The 17321-nt window shown below is 72.2% G+C and carries 16 protein-coding genes; 12 read left to right on the top strand and 4 right to left on the bottom strand.

All coding sequences use genetic code 11. The annotated features are described in order from the left end of the window. Positions 1-387: 387 nt before the first annotated feature. The 4 genes from lnt to ACFQS1_RS13630 all read left to right on the top strand — a co-directional run bounded on the left by lnt (position 388) and on the right by ACFQS1_RS13630 (position 4068). A complete protein-coding gene (gene lnt, locus ACFQS1_RS13645) occupies positions 388-2022 on the top strand; it encodes an apolipoprotein N-acyltransferase (RefSeq protein ID WP_378967734.1) in 1635 nt (544 codons plus the stop codon). After that, positions 2019-2807, top strand: a complete 789-nt coding sequence (locus tag ACFQS1_RS13640; RefSeq protein ID WP_378967683.1) for a polyprenol monophosphomannose synthase — start codon at positions 2019-2021, stop codon at positions 2805-2807. The genes lnt and ACFQS1_RS13640 overlap by 4 nt, the downstream gene beginning before the upstream one ends. A 52-nt stretch (positions 2808-2859) precedes the next feature. Continuing rightward, positions 2860-3387, top strand: a complete 528-nt coding sequence (locus tag ACFQS1_RS13635) for an FxsA family protein (protein WP_378967680.1) — start codon at positions 2860-2862, stop codon at positions 3385-3387. Positions 3388-3729: 342 nt separating this feature from the next. Then, positions 3730-4068 carry an RNA polymerase-binding protein RbpA gene (locus ACFQS1_RS13630; protein ID WP_020517072.1) on the top strand — a complete coding sequence of 113 codons (339 nt, stop codon included), beginning with the start codon at positions 3730-3732 and terminating at the stop codon, positions 4066-4068. A gap of 233 nt (positions 4069-4301) precedes the next feature. On the opposite strand, the gene ACFQS1_RS13625 is transcribed toward ACFQS1_RS13630, so the two are convergent. Next, entirely contained in the window at positions 4302-5531 is a 1230-nt protein-coding gene (locus ACFQS1_RS13625) for a coiled-coil domain-containing protein (RefSeq protein WP_378967677.1), read from the bottom strand. Between the two features lie 225 nt (positions 5532-5756). On the opposite strand from ACFQS1_RS13625, the gene ACFQS1_RS13620 reads away from it, so the two are divergent. Beyond that, positions 5757-6401, top strand: a complete 645-nt coding sequence (locus ACFQS1_RS13620; protein ID WP_378967675.1) for a class I SAM-dependent methyltransferase — start codon at positions 5757-5759, stop codon at positions 6399-6401. A 67-nt stretch (positions 6402-6468) separates the two neighbouring features. Here the strand turns inward: ACFQS1_RS13620 and ACFQS1_RS13615 are convergent, their stop codons facing one another. The 3 genes from ACFQS1_RS13615 to ACFQS1_RS13605 form a co-directional block, all read right to left on the bottom strand. Then, complete coding sequence (locus ACFQS1_RS13615; RefSeq protein ID WP_378967673.1) at positions 6469-7275, bottom strand: alpha/beta fold hydrolase; 807 nt, start codon at positions 7273-7275, stop codon at positions 6469-6471. A 136-nt stretch (positions 7276-7411) separates the two neighbouring features. Beyond that, a complete protein-coding gene (locus tag ACFQS1_RS13610; RefSeq protein WP_378967671.1) occupies positions 7412-8104 on the bottom strand; it encodes an SRPBCC family protein in 693 nt (230 codons plus the stop codon). Position 8105: 1 nt separating this feature from the next. Further along, a complete protein-coding gene (locus ACFQS1_RS13605; protein WP_378967668.1) occupies positions 8106-8726 on the bottom strand; it encodes an ArsR/SmtB family transcription factor in 621 nt (206 codons plus the stop codon). A gap of 67 nt (positions 8727-8793) precedes the next feature. On the opposite strand from ACFQS1_RS13605, the gene ACFQS1_RS13600 reads away from it, so the two are divergent. From ACFQS1_RS13600 to ACFQS1_RS13570, 7 genes are all read left to right on the top strand, one after another. Continuing rightward, positions 8794-9813, top strand: a complete 1020-nt coding sequence (locus ACFQS1_RS13600) for a phosphotransferase (RefSeq protein WP_378967666.1) — start codon at positions 8794-8796, stop codon at positions 9811-9813. A gap of 73 nt (positions 9814-9886) precedes the next feature. Next, positions 9887-11083: a type VII secretion-associated serine protease mycosin gene (mycP, locus tag ACFQS1_RS13595; RefSeq protein WP_378967664.1), complete on the top strand. Its 1197-nt coding sequence runs from the start codon at positions 9887-9889 to the stop codon at positions 11081-11083. Between the two features lie 659 nt (positions 11084-11742). Further along, positions 11743-12735, top strand: coding sequence for a LacI family DNA-binding transcriptional regulator (locus ACFQS1_RS13590; RefSeq protein ID WP_378967662.1), 993 nt, complete (start codon positions 11743-11745; stop codon positions 12733-12735). Next, a complete protein-coding gene (locus ACFQS1_RS13585; RefSeq protein WP_378967660.1) occupies positions 12732-13985 on the top strand; it encodes a sugar ABC transporter substrate-binding protein in 1254 nt (417 codons plus the stop codon). The genes ACFQS1_RS13590 and ACFQS1_RS13585 overlap by 4 nt, the downstream gene beginning before the upstream one ends. 10 nt (positions 13986-13995) lie before the next feature. Continuing rightward, on the top strand, positions 13996-14937 hold the full coding sequence (locus ACFQS1_RS13580) for a carbohydrate ABC transporter permease (protein WP_378967657.1): 942 nt from the start codon (positions 13996-13998) through the stop codon (positions 14935-14937). Next, positions 14927-15757 carry a carbohydrate ABC transporter permease gene (locus ACFQS1_RS13575; RefSeq protein WP_378967655.1) on the top strand — a complete coding sequence of 277 codons (831 nt, stop codon included), beginning with the start codon at positions 14927-14929 and terminating at the stop codon, positions 15755-15757. Before ACFQS1_RS13580 ends, ACFQS1_RS13575 begins: the two co-directional genes overlap by 11 nt. A 37-nt stretch (positions 15758-15794) precedes the next feature. Further along, complete coding sequence (locus ACFQS1_RS13570) at positions 15795-17294, top strand: glucoamylase family protein (protein ID WP_378967653.1); 1500 nt, start codon at positions 15795-15797, stop codon at positions 17292-17294. Positions 17295-17321 lie beyond the last annotated feature (27 nt).

Below are 17321 nucleotides of genomic sequence, written 5' to 3'. Positions count from 1 at the left end.
GCGGGGGCCGGACGTACCGTCTTCAGGTCCTGAGCACGGCAAGCGATCGTTGTCTACTTCGTCCCTCTTCCCACTGGCCGCAGTCCTCGCAGGGGTCGCGCGTTCAGCCAGGTCCAGTGGGCGGGGGTCGGCGGGGCGGATGTTGACCGATCGCGGCGTCGGTGGGGCAGGGGCACCGAGCGGCGCCAGTAGACAACGGCACGACGTGGGCAGCCAGTCCGCGGCGGGCCGGTCCGAAGGCGTACGCGACGTCCTGCTGACCCACCGGCCGTGCCCGGGAGACCAGAGAGCAGAAAAGGCGTGGCCGCGGGTTCGCGGCCGCGCCTTTTCCCGTTGTTCCCGCGTTCCGGGCTCCCAGGTGCGCCCGGTAGCCTTCCGCGCGTGGAAATGACGCTCCAGCCGCCGGTCGCGCCCCAGGTCACGGCGCACGCCGCGGCGCCCTCGCCGGTGCCGCTGCGCCCGGCCCTGATCCTCTCGGTGGCCGCCGGGCTGGCGCTGCTGCTCGCGCTTCCGCCGTTCGATCTGTGGCCGCTCGCGGCGGCCGGGGTGGCGCTGCTCGCGGTGGCCACCCACCGGCGGCGGCTGCGGGCCGGGTTCGGGCTCGGGTTCCTCGCCGGGGCGGTGCTGTTCGTCCCGCTGCTGCGCTGGACGAGCTTCGCGGCCGGCTGGCTGCCGTGGACGCTGCTGGCGACCGCCGAGGCGGTGTTCTTCGGCCTCACCGGCCTGGCCACCGCGTGGCTGCGGCCGCTGCTCGACCGGTATCGCGCGCTGCTGTGGCCGCTGCTGCTCGGGCTGCTGTGGGTGGCCCAGGAGGCGGCGCGCGACCGGGCCCCGTTCGGCGGGTTCCCGTGGGGCCGGCTCGCGTTCAGCCAGGCCGACGCGCCGGCGCTGCGGCTGGCCGCGTACGGCGGGGCGCCCGCCGTCACGTTCGCGGTGGCCGCGGCCGGTGGCGCCCTGGCCGGTCTGTTCTTCGGCCGGCATTCGTTGCGCGGCCTCGGATGGCGCCGGCCGTGGCGGGAACCGGTTCTGGTGCTGCTGCTGATCGGGTTCGCCTTCGGCGTGCTGCCGCGCGCCCTGCCGGTCGGCTCCGGCGGCGGGCCCACCAAGATCGTGGCGATCGTGCAGGGCAACGTGCCGCGCCTGGGCCTGGACTTCAACGCCCAGCGCCGGGCGGTGCTCGACAACCACGTGAAGGCGACCCTGGCGCTGGCCGCCGACGTCAAGGCCGGCCGGCAGAGGCAGCCCGACCTGGTGGTCTGGCCGGAGAACTCGAGCGACATCGACCCGCTGCGCAACCAGGACGCCGCCTCCGAGATCTCCGCGGCCACCGACGAGATCGGCGCGCCCATCCTGGTCGGCGCGGTGCTGCGCACCGCCAGGCCGAGCGACATCAAGAACGCCGGGCTGCTGTGGGTGCCCGGCGCCGGCCCGGACCCCACCCAGCGGTACGTGAAACGCCACCCCGTCCCGTTCGCCGAGTACATGCCGCTGCGCTCGATCGCCCGGCTGGTCTCCGACAAGGTCGACCTGGTCAAGAACATGCTGGCCGGCGACGAACCGGGCGTGCTGCGCACCGGGCCGCTGACCCTGGGCGACGTGATCTGCTTCGAGGTCGCCTACGACGGCATCGTCCGGGACACGGTCACCGGCGGCGCGCAGGTGCTGGCGGTGCAGACCAACAACGCGACCTTCAACGAGGCCGAGGCACGCCAGCAGATGGCGATGGTGCGGCTGCGGGCGGTCGAGCACGGCCGCGAGTCGCTGATGGTGTCCACGGTGGGCGTTTCCGGCTTTGCCGACGTTTACGGCAACGTTCACCAGGAGACCGGATTCAACACCAAGTCGGTCCAGGTGCGTGCGATGCATCTGGGGTCGTCGCGTACGCTGGCGACTCGCTTGGGCGCACTGCCCGAGATCGCGGCTGTCGCCCTGGCGGCAGCCGCTCTGGCCGGCGCGTTCGTGCTGCGGCGCGGCCGGCGTGAGATCACCGACGAGGGTGCGGACAAGGCGGAGGCACGGTGAGCGACGCGGAAGGCTACCGGGGAGTGGGACGGGTCCTCGTGGTCATCCCGACCTACAACGAGGCGGACAACATCCGGGCGATCACCGGGCGCGTCCGGGCCGCGGTCGGTGAGGTCGACATCCTCGTCGCCGACGACAACTCGCCCGACGGCACCGGCGCGATCGCCGACGAGCTGGCCGTGGCCGACGACCACATCTTCGTGCTGCACCGGGCGGGCAAGGAGGGCCTCGGCGCCGCGTACAAGGCCGGCTTCGCCTGGGCCAAGGACAAGGGGTACGACGCGGTCGTCGAGATGGACGCGGACGGCTCGCACGCCCCCGAGGAACTGCCCAAGCTGCTCGACGCGCTGCGCGACCACGACGCGGTGCTGGGCACCCGGTATATCGCCGGCGGCAGCGTGCACAACTGGCCGGTGCACCGGCTGCTGCTCTCCCGGGGCGGCAACATCTACATCCGGATGGCGCTCGGCATGCCGTTCCGCGACGCCACCGGCGGGTACCGCGCGTACCGGATGCCGGTGCTCGACGCGATCAACGTCGAGACGATCGCGTCCACCGGGTATTCCTTCCAGGTGGAGCTGGCCTGGCGGTCGTACCGGAAGGGTTTCCGGATGACCGAGGTGCCGATCACGTTCACCGAGCGCGAACACGGCGTCAGCAAGATGAGCGGCAACATCTTCAAGGAACAGCTGCTCAGGGTGACCGTGTGGGGGGTGCAGGCGCGGCGCGACGGCGCCCTGCGGCGGCTCGGCCGCAAGCCCCGCCCGGGTTCGACCTGGCCGTGACCGGGCCGGCGCGTGTCATGCTTGAGCGGTTGGCGTGACAGGGGAGGCTTCCATGCGACGTCGAGGGTTTGCCGTGCTGCCCCTGGCCCTGGCCGCCCTGGCGGTCGCCGAGGTGGCGGTGTTCGTGACGGTCGTGCACCTGCTGGGCGGCCTCTGGGCCCTGCTGCTGCTGGCCGTCTTCACGATCACCGGCATGGTGCTGCTGCGCCGTGAGGGCATCCGCGGCTGGCGCGCGTTCCAGGCCGCCGCGGCCGAGGGCCGCCCGCCCGGGCCGCAGGTGACCAACTCGCTGGCCGGCCTCGGCGGCGCGTTGCTGCTGGCCGTGCCCGGCTTCCTCACCTCGATCGCCGGGCTGGTCCTGCTGCTGCCGCCCGGCCGCATCCTGGCCCGGCGCGGCATCGAGCGGTTCACCGAGCGCCGGGTCGACCCGCTGGTGGCCGGCGACCTGTTCGGCCCGCGCCGGGTGAAGGTGCGCCGCGGCGATCCGGTGACCGTCGAGCAGACGCCCGGCCCCGCGCCGGCCGCCCCGCCGGCGGGCGCGATCGAGGGCGAGGTCATCGAGGGCGAGGTCCTGCGTTGAGCCTCAGGCCCGCCCGGATCCCGGGTCCGCGTCATCCTCAGGTCCGGTGACCGCCGGACGAAGTATCGCGATGGCGGCCGGGAACGGTCGCGGGATGGCCAGTAACCGGACGAGTGACCGACATCGCACCAGCCGCAGAACACCCATAACCCCGTAAAGTTGACCAAGGTCCACTTCGGCGAGGGTCCGCCCTGACGGGAACGGGCCGGGTCCGGTTACGCTCGTAGCGTTAACACTGCCGTCACAACGGTGGGACCAGAGCCTTGGCGACCGTGGAATCCCGCGGCCGCCCCTTTCGTTACACCAACGAGAGCAGCACCACGAGCGAGGGGAAAGCCGATCATGGGCGAACGCATGCTGCGCGGCAGCCGTCTTGGCGCAGTCAGCTACGAGTCCGACCGCAACACCGAGCTGGCTCCCCGGCAGACCCGAGAGTACCTGTGCGTGAAGGGTCACCAGTTCGAGGTGCCGTTCGCCGTCGACGCCGAGGTGCCCACCACCTGGGAGTGCAAGTTCGACGGCAGCGTCGCCCGTCTGGTGGACGGCAGCGAGCCGGAGCAGAAGAAGGCCAAGCCGCCACGCACCCACTGGGACATGCTCCTCGAGCGGCGATCGATCTCGGAACTGGAGGACATCCTCAACGAACGGCTCCAGGAGGTCCGCACCCGCCGGGGCCGCTGACCCAGCCGTACCGAACACCGAGAATGGCCGTCCCCTCGGGAGCGGCCATTTTCGCGTCTGCGGACCATACGGACGCATCCTAGGATGCCGGACGCGGGGTGCGCTTGGTCACATCCTGCACGCGCGGGAACCCACGCGTGTAAAACCAAGAAGGAATCAAGGCCACTGGCTCTTGGGTCGCCGACAGCCTTCGCCCGCGTAGTCCTCGGTCGCGCAGCCCTCGATCGGCCGGCTCAGGAGAGGGTGCGGGCCGGCTGGGCGGGTGCGGGGGACGGGCGGGCGCCGCCGAGGGAGGCCAGGGCCGAGGCGAGGTCGCTCACCTGGGCGGAGAGCTGGGCGGCGCGGTTCTGGGCGGCCTCGGCGTCGGCGAGGGCGGCGGCCAGGCGGCGTTCCAGGTCGGCGTGGTCCTGCCGGGCGCGGTCGGCGGCGCGCGTGAGGTCGTCGTGGGCGCGGCGGAGGGTGTCGCGCTCGGTGCGGGCGGCCGACAGCTCCTCGCGGGCCTGGGCCAGGTCGGCGGCGGCGGTGGCGTGCTCCTGGCGTACGGAATCGGTGGTTTTCTGGGCGGCCGCCAGTTGATCGCTCAGCGCTTGATGCGCGGTGTTGAGGTCCTCGGCGCGGGCGGTGGCCTGCTGGGCCTGGTGGACGGCGGTGGCGAGGTCGCGCTCGAGGGTTTCGCGTTCGCGGCGGGCCTCCTGGAGCTGGGCGTGGGCGGTGGCCAGCTCGTCGCGGGCGGCCTCGCGGACGGCGGCGATCTCCTGGCGGGCCTCGTCGCGGGCGGCGGCGAGTTCTTGGCGGGCTTCGTCGCGGGCGGCGCTCAGTTGCCGGCGGGCGTGGTCGGCGGCCTCGGCGAGCTCGGTCCGGGCCTCGGCGAGCTCCGTCCGGGCGGTGTCGCGTTCGGACTCGGCGCGCTCGCGCAGGGCCGCGGCGGCGGTGGCTTCGCGGCGGGCCTCGTCGCGGTCGGCCCGGGCCTGGTCGGCCAGCTCGGCGGCGGCGCCGGCCGTGCGGTCGGACTCGTCGGCGCGGTGGCGGGCCTCGTCGCGTTCGGCGACGGCGGCGGCGGTGAGGTGCTGGGCGTTGGCGGCGGCGGTCGCGGCGCGTTCGGCGTCGCGGCGGGCGTCGTCGCGCTCGGTGTGGGCGGCCGCGATCTGGGCGGAGGTCTCGGCGCGCAGCTCGGCGAGCCGGCGTTCCACGCCGGCCGGGGAGAGCTCGGAGTGCAGGGCGTCGGTGAGGGTCTCGACGAGCTGGTCGAGACGGTCGACGACCTCCCAGGTGCGGGCGACCTGGCCGGCGAGCCCGGGGGAGGAGCGGTGCCGCATCCGGCTGTTGCGCGAGGCGCGCTGGCATTCGCCGTCGTTGTCCCGGCAGTAGCGGAACGGGCGGCCGGCGGAGGCGCGCTGTGGGACGGGCCGTCCACAGTGGGCGCAGGGGCGGGTCTCGGTGTCCGGGGCGTCGTTGTCGCTCATCGCCTGACCACCCTAGGCGGCCCGGCGCGGCGATCCGCGCCACCACACCGACGGCATTTCCGCGGCCGGACAACATCCTAGGACGCTCAACGGGACGTGCGCCACCGCACAGGTCGCGGTGACACCCGAAGAACCAAAAAGGAATCAACGACCACCCGCCTTTTGCTTTGGGCCCGGGCGCGTCTCGCGGAGCAGCGGTGACCGCGGCCGATAGCGTCTCGGGCCGTGGATGCTCAAACCGAAGAACTTCGCGACGCGCACGACGGGCTGGCCGACTTCTACGTGGAACGCCTGGCCGGCTTGCTGGAGTCGATGCCGATCGAGCGGGCGGTGCTCGATCTGTTCAGCGAGCTGACCCTGGCCGGGGAGCTGGGCGCGGAGGTGGCGGACGTCGGTTGCGGCACCGGCCGGCTCGTGCCGTACCTGGCCGCGCGGGGTCTCTCGCCGCGCGGTGTCGACCTCTCGCCCGGCATGGTGGCGGTGGCCCGCCGGGACCATCCGGGGTTCTCGTTCGAGGTGGCCGACCTGCGCGAGCTGCCGTTCGCGGACGCCTCGCTGGCCGGGGTGGTGTGCTGGTACTCGCTGATCTTCCTGCCGCCGCCGGCGCGGACGGTCGCGTTCGCCGAGCTGGCGCGGGTCCTGCGGCCGGGCGGGCATCTGGCGGCCGCGTTCAAGGACGGCGACGGTCAGCACCGGCGCGCCGGGCGGTCCGCGGGTCTCGGGGTGGAGTTCGACTCGTACTGGTTGTCGACCCGGCAGATGCTGGAGCTGGCGGCCGGCGCCGGTTTCGAGCTGGTGTTCCAGGGGAGTCGGCCGCCCGAGGGTTCGGAGGCGTGCCCGCAGGGCTATCTGGTGCTCCGCAAGGCGTGAGCGCCGTCCGGCCGTGGCCCGTCGAGCCGCACCGCCGGCGCCGGGGCCGGCGCCCGGCCGCGCAGTGTCAGCGGGTGGTGGCGGGGGCGAGGAATTCCTTGATCGCCGGGACGATGGCGTCGGCCTTCACCATGTGGGTCTGGCCGGGGAGGGTGCGGTAGCGAGCGTCGGGCAGGGCCTCGCTGAGGGCCTTGGCGGCGTTGCGCATGTATTGCGGGCTCTTGCCGCCGTCCATGACGAGGGCGGGGGCGGTGACGGCGTTCCCGCGGGTGGGGTCGAGGGGTACGCCGCGGCCGGTGTCGCCGAGGATGCGCAGGTCGTAGGGGAGGGTGTGGGCCACGGCCTTGAGCTTCTTCCAGGGTGGGGTGAGGGCCATGACGTGGACCATGGGGGCGGGCATGCCGACGTGTTTCATGAACTTCTTGAGGGCGCCGGAGCGGTTTCCGCGGGCGATGAGGGCTTCGGTGTCGGTGACGAAGCCGGGTTCGCGCGGGGCTCGGGTGTTGTCGACGATGAACGGCGGTTCGTAGAGGGCAATCCGGGTGATGCCGGGGAGTCTGGCGGCGGCGTCGGCGGCGAGGACGGCGCCGGAGGACTGGCCGAAGAGGGCTGCCTGGCCGCCGGCGGCGGTGATGAGGGCTTGGAGGTCGTCGATCTCGCGGTCTTCGGACCAGGGGAGGGTGTTGCCGCTTTCGCCGCGGCCACGGCGGTCGTAGAGGTGGACGGTGAAGGTGTCGGCGAGGGCGGTGGCGAGGGAGCGGGCGGGGCCGAAGTCGCGGTAGCACATGGCGCCGTCGACGAGGATGAGGGCGGGTCCGGCGCCGTGGGTCTCGTAGGCGATCGTGGTGCCGTCGGCGGAGGTGACGGTGGGCATGTCGGTGGGTCCTTCGCTGGTCGGGACAGGTCGGTTTGTCAGGTGGTCGTATTCGGGTCGTCATTTGCCGGGTCGGCCCTGGCCGGTGGCACCGGCCGGGTTGGTGACAGCGGGCTGCGTCGTCGCGGGCTGGTGGTCAGAGGGCGCGCAGGAACGCGGTCCAGTCGGTGGGGTCGGGGGCGGTGAGGGCGTGGTCGGCGACCATCGCGCCGTGGAAGCCGCGGAGGTAGCGGTGCAGGCCGGTGGGGGTGCGCAGGCCGAGGGTGTGTGGGTTGCGGTAGTAGACCTGGCCGCCGCCGGGCAGCGGATCGCCGGGCTGGGGGTCGGGGCCGAGGCCGAGGGCTTGGTGCAGGGCCGTCCAGGTGGCGGGCCAGTCGGTGACGGGCGGGCCGAAGGCGGTGACGGGGGTGGCGGTGCGGCCGGGGAAGTGGCGCAGGTGTTCGACGAGGGTGGCGAAGAACAGTTGGGTGCCGTATCGCATGGCCTCGTATTCGTCGGCCCAGTCGTCGCCGGGGAGGAAGCCGCTGGTGACGGTGCGCAGGACGGTGGCGGACCGGTCGCGGCCCTCGATGAGGTACTCGTAGGCGGTGAATCGTCCGTCGGGTGTGGGCGGTGACGCGTACGCGAAATGGTGGGGTTGATCTTTGGTTTTGATGTCGCCGGTGGGGATCCAGTTGTCGCCGAAGGCGGTGCGGACGGTGTCGCCGTCGATCTCGGTGCGGCCGATGAACCAGGAGGAGATGCCGGGGCCGGTGGCGATGGCGTCCCAGACCTGGGCGGGGGTGGCGTCGACGGTGGCGTCGAGGTTGATCTCGTAGTCCTTGCCCATGTCATTTCCCGTCGTTCGGCGTGCCGGGGGAGTCGGGGTTCTCGTCGGCGAGGGAGTCGAGGGCGGGGTGGATGGCGACGACGAGGCGGTGCTTGCGGCCGGTTTCGTTGTGGTATTTGGCGAGCAGCCGGGTGACGGTGTCGGTGAGCTCGGTGGCGAAGGCGGCGCGGTCGGCGGGGGTGGCGAAGCGGATCTCGCCGTCGAGCGCGAAAGTTGCCACGCGTTGTTTCGCCTGGGTGGCGCTGGTGATGAGGGTGCCGACGTCGCGGACGAGGCGGCCGGCGAGGGCGAGCAGCCAGCGGGCGGAGAGGCGGTCGGGGGCGCGGCCGGGGTCGGGGGCGACGGCGGCCATGGCGGCGGGGGAGATGACGTACGAGGCGGCGGTGGCTTGCAGCATGCGTTCGGTGACGTTGCCTTTGCGGCGTTCCTCGACGAGGTGGATGAGGCCGTGGTGTTCGAGGGTGCGCAGGTGGTAGTTGACTTTCTGCCGGGGGAGGCCGATTTTGCCGGCGAGCATGGTGGCGCTGCCGGGCTGGGCGAGCTCGGCGAGGAGCCGGCTGCGGATGGGGTCGAGGGAGACCTCGGCGGCGGCGGGGTCCTCGATGACGGCGATGTCGTGCATGGGTCCGACTCTCCCACCGAAAACAAAAGTTGTCCAGCCTTCTTTTGTGGTCGGTTAGGCTGCCGGTGTGGACCAGTTGCTCCGGCCGGGCTGGGTGGCCACCGAGCTCACCCACAGCACGGCGAACGAGGTCACCGGCGGGGTGTGGCGGGTGCGCCGCGACCACGACACCGCGATCCTGAAGGTGGCGACGCCGCGGCGGGCGGGCGCGGCCGGACACCTTTCCGCGAGCACCGATCCGGGGCACTTCAACTTCTGGCGCCGGGAGATCTTCGCGTACGGGTCGGGCCTGGCCTCGACGGCGTTCCCGCTGCTGCCGGGGCCTTCGCTGGAAGCGGTGGAGGACCTGCCGGACGGGTCGGCGGCGATGTGGTTGCAGGACGCCGGCAGCGCGGCGCCGGTCGGCCTGTCGGCCGAGTCGCTCGGGGACGTCGGGTATCGGCTCGGGGCCGGGCACGCGGGGTGGCTGGGTGAGCCGCCGGCGTATCCGTGGCTGGCGCGGGACTTCCTGCGGGACTACACGCTCGCCCAGCCGGTCGATCCGGACCTGCTGGACTGGGGTCATCCGGTCGCGGCGGCGGCGTGGCCGGCGTCGCTGCGCGACGGCCTGCGCCGGGTGTGGGAGCGGCGGCACGATCTGCTCGCGGCCGCCGATGACTTTCCGCGTACGTTGTGCCACCACGATGTGTGGCCGATGAACCTGGTCGTGACGCGGCGTGGTCCGGTGTTGCTCGACTGGGCGTTCGTGGGGCCGGGCCCGATCGGGGAGGACGCGGCCAACCTGGCCCTCGACACGTTCTGGGACGGGCTGGTCGACATCGGACTGCTGTCGCCGGTGCTGGATGCGGTGGCCGGCGGGTACGTCCGGGGCCTGGACGGGGCGGTCCCCGAGGCGGTCGCGCGCCGGGCGATCAGGGTGACCGGTGCGGCCAAGTACTTCTGGCTCGCCCCGCGGATGGTGCTGTCGGCGGTGCAAGCTCCGGCGACCAAAGCCGCCTACGACCGGCGTGATCTCGCGGGGGTGTTCGCGGGGCGGGCGCCGATCCTGGAGGTCGTGGTGCGGTGGGCGGAGGAGGCGCTCGGATGACGACGCCGTGGGCGGAACTGTCGCACCCCCTCGGTACCATCCATCCGAATCGTTGAGACGGGGGTGTGATCCGATGCTGTGGCGTCGCCTGGCGGCCGCGGCGGTGGCGGTGTGCGCCGTGCTGGTCGCGCCCGCCCCGGCCCGGGCGGCGGAGTGCGAGCAGGCGCCGCCCAAGGCGCAGGTGTTCAAGGGCACCCCGCCGGAGGACGAGGTGTATGCGCCGGAGCGGCTGGCCCCGCTCGCCACCGGCAAGGGGGTGCGGGTCGCGGTCATCGACTCCGGTGTGGACGCCACCCATCCGCAGCTGCGGGCCACCGTCGAGCGCGGCGCCGACTTCCTGCACGGCGGCGGCGCCGGCGATCAGGACTGCGTCGGCCACGGCACCGAGGTGGCCAGCATCATCGCCGCCCGGCCCGCCGCCGACACCGGTTTCCAGGGCCTGGCGCCCGGCGCGACGATCGTCCCGGTGCGGATCAGCGAGCAGAAGGAGATCGACGGCAAGGCGGTCGGCGACCGCGGCACGCCCCGCCAGTTCGCCCAGGCGATCGACTGGGCCGTCGACCAGGGCGACGCCCAGGTGATCAACCTCTCGCTGGTGATGACCGCCGACAACGCCGAGGTGGCCGCCGCGGTGCGCCGCGCGCTCGACGCCGGCGTCGTCGTGGTCGCGGCCGCCGGCAACAACGGCGCCGACCAGTCGGAGGGCGACACCCCCTATCCCGCCGACTTCGAGGGGGTGATCGGCGTCGGCGCGGTCACCCTCGACGGCACCCGCGCCGACTTCTCGCAGAAGGGCGACTACGTCGACCTGGTCGCCTACGGGCAGGGCGTCACGGCCGCGGCCCGCGGGTCCGGGCACGTCACTGACCAGGGCACCAGCTTCTCCACCCCGTTCGTGACGGCCACGGTCGCGCTGATGCTCGAGCGTTTCCCCGGGCTCACCCCGGCCCAGGTCCTGCAGCGGCTGCAAGCCACCGCCGACCCGGCACCCGGCGGCTCCCAGGAGTACGGCGCCGGCCTGCTCAACCCCTACCGCGCCATCACCGAGGCGCTCGGCCCCGACACCCGCAACGCGGCGGCGCCGCCGGTGATGCACCCCGACGACCCCGCGGTCGCGGCTCTGGCCGCCCGGCGCGCGCATTCCCAGCAGATGGCCTTGTGGTTCGCCGCCATCGGCGCCGGCCTGGTCCTGCTGCTGGCCGCCGCCGCCCTGATCGTCCGCCGCGGCCGGGCCCGGGGATGGCGCCCCGCCGGCCCCGGCCACCCCTGACTCCGGCAGCAGCGCGGCGCCCGTCCCGGCCCGGGCCACCCCTGACTTAGGCAGCAGCGCGCCTCCGGGAGGGCGCCGCACGCTGGTCCCGGCCACCCCTGACTCCGGCAGCGGCACCTCACCGCTCGGGCGCCGCACGCTGGCACCAGCCCGCCCTCGACGAGCCCGCCGAGCTCCCGACCGGCCGAGCCCGCTACCGGGCGGCCGGCCCCGCTACCGGCCGGCCGGCGATTGACCACGACAGGCCGGGCCCGTGGCCGACAAGTGGCAAGGGGGTCGACCGGCCGGCAAGAGGCGACCGATCGGGCGGATCGCCATGGTTCCCGTAGCCGTTAGGGGACCGGCGAACGGCAACGCCCGGCGAGAGTGAGGGCGTCGTCCGGGGCGTTCGCGGGCGGGACGCTGCCGCGTGGACGTCGGTGACCGTGCTCGACGGCGAGGCCTGGGACGCGATGTAGGCGGCCTGCGAGCGGTTGGCCTGCGCTGCCGCATTCTCGGTCCACCGGGCGCCACATCGAAGCCGATCGGGTGCGCGAGCGTCGTCACCGGGCAGGGGTCGCCGTGCGCGCACCGCCGGTGCGGTTTGGGGGAAATTGCTGATGGTGAATCCGTGAATCGCTCGAGTTTCGGGGTGTTTGCGGGCGGGTTACGGTCCGGCCATGGCGATGAAAGCGCTTTCACGGGCGACCATCTATCAGGTCGCCCAGGCTGCGGGGGTGTCCATCGCCACGGTGTCGCGGGCGCTGCGCGGGTCGGAGCTGGTCACCGAGCAGACGCGGGAGCGGGTGCTGGCGGCGGCGCGGGAGTTGCAGTTCACGCCGAGCCGGCTGGGGCGGTCGCTCGCCGAGGGGCGGCACGCGGCGAACGGGATCGTGTTCCCCGATCTGGTGGGGCCGTACTACGCGGAAGTGGTGCTGGGGTACGAGGCGGCGGCCGCGGGGTTCGGCAGCAGTGTGCTGATCCTGACGACCGGCGGCCGGGCCGACGCGGAGGCGGCGGTGCGGGACATGGCGTCGCGGGTGGACGGGCTGACCGTGATGGGGAAGACGGTCAGCGACGAGGTGATCGGCAAGCTCGCGGCGACCGGGTTGCCGATGGTGCTGCTGGCGCGGGATCCGGTGCGCGGGGTGGACACGGTGCGGGCGGAGAACCGCAGGACCGCCGAGGCGCTGGTGGCGCATCTGCTGGCGCACGGTCACGAGCGGTTCGTGTTCCTGGGGGATCCGGACGGGTCGCCGGATGTGCGGGGGCGCTGGGCCGGGGTGCGGGCGGGGCTGGCGCGGGCGGGGGCGGCGCCTGCTCACCTCGTACGGATAACTGGTCTTGATATCGAAGCGGGACGGGCCGCGGCGGGTGAGTTGGGCGATCGAGCGCAAGCGGTGATCTGCGCCAACGACGAGCTGGCGCTGGGGGTGCTGCTCGAACGGCCGCGGCAGACGGTGACGGGCTGGGACGACCTGATGGCGGCGCAGTTCGCGGGGCTGACCACGGTGCGTCAGCCGATGCGGGAACTGGGCGCGACCGCCGCCCGGTGGCTGAACCGGCGCATCACCGAGAGCAACGACTCCGCCGCGGCCCGGCGGCGGATCCTGCCTACCCGGCTGGTCGTCCGGACCAGCTGCGGAACCCACTGCCCGGAGGTTCACCGATGAGGCAACGATTCGTCGCCGCGGCCGCTTGTGCGGCGCTGGCGTTGAGCGTCGCGGCCGGCTGCGGTCGCGACTCGAGCGGAGGCAACGAGACCGCCAAGGCGGTCGGCGAGGGCAAGGCGAGCGGGGAGATCACCGTCTGGGCGATGGGCACGGAGGGGGAGAAGCTCGCCGCGTTCGCGAAGGCGTTCAGCACCGAGAACCCGGATGCGAAGGTGACGGTGACGGCGGTGCCGTGGGAGTCCGCGGGCCAGAAACTGTCGGCGGCGATCGCGGCGAAGCAGACGCCGGACGTGTCGATGATCGGCACCACGATGGAGGGCGGGCTGGCGAAGACCGGGGCGCTGGACCCGACGCCGGGCGACCTGTTCCAGAAGGAAACTTTCTTCCCGGGCGCGTGGGACACGACCGTCGTGGCCGGCACGTCCTACGGGGTGCCCTGGTACGTGGAGACGCGCGGCATCTACTACCGCACCGACCTGGCCGCCAAGGCCGGGTTCCCGGACGGGCCGAAGACGTGGGACGACCTGACCGCGATGGCCAAGGCGATGCAGGCCAAGGCGGGCGCGAAATGGGGCTTCTTCATCCAGCCCGGCAAGACCGGCAGCTGGCAGTCGGTGCTGCCGTTCGGCTGGTCGAACGGCGCGGACATCGCGGCCGGCGGGAAGTACACGTTCGACACCCCGGAGATGACCGAGGCGCTGCGGTATTACCAGTCGTTCTTCACCGGCGGGCTGTCGCCGAAGGACCTGCCGCAGGGCGCGCTCGAGCCGGCCTTCGTCAGGGGGCAGATCGGCGCGTTCATGTCCGGGCCGTGGCACGTCGGGATTCTGAAGGACCAGGGCGGCAAGGACTTCACGGTGGCGCCGATGCCGACCGGCAAGTCGTCGACGTCGTTCATCGGCGGCAGCAACCTGGCCGTGTTCAAGGACGCGAAGAACCGGGACGCGGCGTGGAAGTTCATCGCCTGGCTGAGCCGGCCCGAGGTGCAGGTGAAGTGGTATCAGACGGTCAGCGACCTGCCCGCCGTGCAGTCGGCGTGGACCGATCCGGCGCTGACCGGCGACAAGATCCTGCAGGTGTTCGGCGAGCAGCTGAAGTCGGCGAAGGCGCCGCCGGCGTATCCGACGTGGGACCAGGTCGCCGCGGTGTTCGACACCGAGGTGGAGAAGGTGTGCGTCGGCGGGGCGGACCCGGGCGCCGCGCTGAAGGCGGTGCAGCAGCAGGCCGACACGATCGGCACCGGGGTCTGACGTGGCCGTCGTGACCACGGCCGCGGTCACCGCGACCGGCCGGCCCGCCGCCACCGGCGAGAAAAGGAAGCGGAAATGGCGCCGGGCGGTGACCGGCTGGTCGTTCGCGGCGCCGTTCACCGTCCTGTTCGTGGTGTTCGCGCTGCTGCCGGTGGTGGCGTCGCTGCTGATGAGCGTGACCGACCTGCGCGACACCGACCTGCGGCACCCGTTCGCCGTGAACTTCGTCGGGGTGGACAACTACACGAAACTTTTCTCCGACGCGCTGTTCCAGCGGGCCGCGGTGAACACGGCCGTGTTCGTGGTGGCCGGCGTGCCGTTGACGGTGATCGCGGCGATGGCGGCGGCGAACGCGCTGAACTCCGGGCTGATCCGGCTGCGCGGCCTGTTCCGGGTCGGTTTCTACCTGCCGGTCGTCACCAGCATCGTGGCGATCGCGGTGGTATGGCGGTTCCTGCTCGACCCGGGCGCCGGGCTGGTCAACAACCTGCTCGCCCAGGTCGGCATCGCCGGGCCGAACTGGCTCGGCGATCCGCACACGTCGCTGCCGTCGATCATCGTGATGGCCGTCTGGCGGAACTTCGGATCGCTCATGGTGATCTTCCTCGCCGCCCTGCAGGGCATCCCGGTGCACCTGTACGAGGCGGCGACGCTGGACGGCGCGGGCCGCTGGCAGCAGTTCCGGCACGTGACGCTGCCGCTGATGCGCCCGGCGCTGCTGTTCGGCGCGGTCATCACCGGCATCGGCTACCTGCAAGTGTTCGAGGAGCCGCTGGTGATGACCCAGGGCGGGCCGCTGTCGTCGACCCTGTCGGTGTCGTACCACATCTACAACCAGTTCGGTTTCGGCAACTACGGCTACGCGGCCGCGGCGGCCTACGTGTTGTTCGTCGCGATCGTGGCACTGTCGGTGCTGCAGTTCCGGCTGCTGGGGGCCCGCGATGCTGACTAGGCGCGATGTGATCGCCCGGGTGGTGCTGTACACGCTGCTGTTCGGCGGGCTGCTGGTCGTGGTCGGGCCGTTCCTGTGGATGCTGCTGTCCTCGTTCAAACCGGAAGGGGAGATCCGGGCGGACCCGCCGACGTGGTGGCCGCAGCAGTGGACCCTCACGCATTACCACGACCTGTTCGCCCGGCTCGACTTCCCGCGATATTTCCTGAACTCGGCGATCGTCGCGGTGCTCGTCACGCTGGGAAACTTGCTGTTCTGTTCGCTGCTCGGCTACGCCCTGGCCAAACTCAACTTTCCGGGCCGCAAGGCGTTGTTCCTGACTGTGCTCGGCATGCTGATGGTGCCCGGCATGGTGACGTTCGTGCCGCAGTTCGTGCTGGTCAGCAACATGGGGCTGGCCAACTCGTACGCGGGACTGGTGTTGCCGTTCCTGGCCGGGCCGTTCGGGGTGTTCCTGATGCGGCAGTTCCTGCTGTCGATCCCCGACGACCTGATCGAGGCGGCCCGCGTGGACGGGGCCGGCGAGTGGCGGATCTTCTGGCGGATCGTGCTGCCGCTGTGCAAGCCGGCCCTCGCCACGCTGGGGATCCTCACCTTTCTGGCGTCGTGGAACAACTTTCTGTGGCCGCTGGTGGTGGCCACCACCAGCGACATGTACACGCTGCCCGTCGCGCTCGCGCTCTACAGCATCGGGCAGAACCGCATCTACTTCGGGCTGCTGCTGGCCGGCGCCGTGGTGGTAGTGCTGCCCGTCCTCATCGTCTTCCTGGTGCTGCAGCGGCAGTTCCTGCGCGGCATCGCCACGACCGGTCTCAAGTGAGGGGTGTGTACCCGTGGTGAGACGTCTGCTCGGCTCTGTGCTCGCATCCGTACTCGTGCTCGGCTCGCTCGCCGGCGCCGGCACGGATCCGCTACGCGCCTACGCGCGCGACACCTGGCGGTCCCTGACCGCGATGACCGACCCGGCGACCGGCCTGGTCGCCGACAACATTTCCGGCGACTTGTCCGTGGCGTCGGCCTATACGTCCCCGACGAACATCGGCGGCTCGATGTGGTCGGCCGTCGTCGCGCGCGACCTCGGCTTGATCACCGGGCGCGAGGCGACGGCGCGGGTCGCGCGAACCCTGAACACACTCAGCACCCTGAAACACCACGAAGCATCGGGCATGTTCTACAACTGGTACGACCCGCGCACCGGCGACGTGGTGACGGTGTGGCCCGAGGACGGGTCGACGGTGACGCCGTTCCTGTCCAGCGTGGACAACGGCTGGCTCGCGGCGGCACTGCGGGTGGTCGAGGGCGCCATGCCGGCACTGCGCGCGAAGGCCGCCCGGATCCGGTCCGCGATGAACTTCGGCTACTACTACAACCCGGCCGCGCAGACCCCAGCCGGCACCCGCGGACTGATCCGCGGCGGCTTCTGGGACACCCCGCCGCCCGGCTGCTCGGTCGCCGACGAGGCCAAGGGCGTCTGGTTCACCTGCAACCACTACGACATCACCGTCACCGAGCCGCGGATCGCCACCTACCTGGGCATCGCCGCCGGGCAGATCCCGCCCGCCGCGTACTACAGCACGATGCGCACCCTGCCCGACAACTGCGACTACTCGTGGCAGGAAATGCAGCCGCACGGCTTCACCGCCACCCACCTCGGCGTGCCGGTCTACGAGGGCTCCTACCGGTACCGGGGCATCACGTTCGTGCCGAGCTGGGGCGGCGACATGTTCGAGGCGCTCATGCCCGACCTGTTCGTCCCCGAGGCCCAGTGGGGGCCGAACAGCTGGGGCCGCAACCACCCGGCGACCGTGGCGGCGCAGATCGAGCACGGCCTCGACGACGCCCGCTACGCCTACTGGGGGTTCTCCCCGGCGTCGAACCCGTTCGGCGGCTACTCCGCGTGGGGCGTCGACGCGATGGGCATGGACACCGACGGTTACCCCTCCGACGTGCAGGGCGGCAAGTACGACGCCGGGTTCGGTGACTGCCGGCCGGCCGGTCCGCCCGCCGTCTACGGCGACGGTGTGGTGACCCCGCACGCCGCGTTCCTCGCCCTGCCCTACGCGCGGCACGCGGCCCTGCGCAACCTTTCCAGGATCAAGAGCAATTTCGACGCGTACGGGCCGGGCGGCTTCTACGACGCGGTGGCGGTGCGCAGCAAGACCGTGGCCAAGCGGTACCTGTCCCTCGACCAGTCGATGATCATGGGCGCGATCGGGAACGTGGCCGCGCACGACGTGCTGAAGCGGGCCTTCGTGACACCCTCGTTCGAACGAGCCGTGCGGCCGCTGCTGGCCGCCGAGACGTTCAACGTGCCGGCCCGGCAGCCGCTGCCGCAGCTGGTCGGCGTGGGCCGATGACGATCCAGCGGGAATCGACGAGCGGGG

This window comes from Paractinoplanes rhizophilus (assembly GCF_042664765.1).
GTDB classification, from domain to species: Bacteria; Actinomycetota; Actinomycetes; order Mycobacteriales; family Micromonosporaceae; genus Actinoplanes; species Actinoplanes rhizophilus.
Note: the sequence above shows the minus strand (reverse complement) of the source record. Positions and strands in the feature narration are given on the sequence as shown.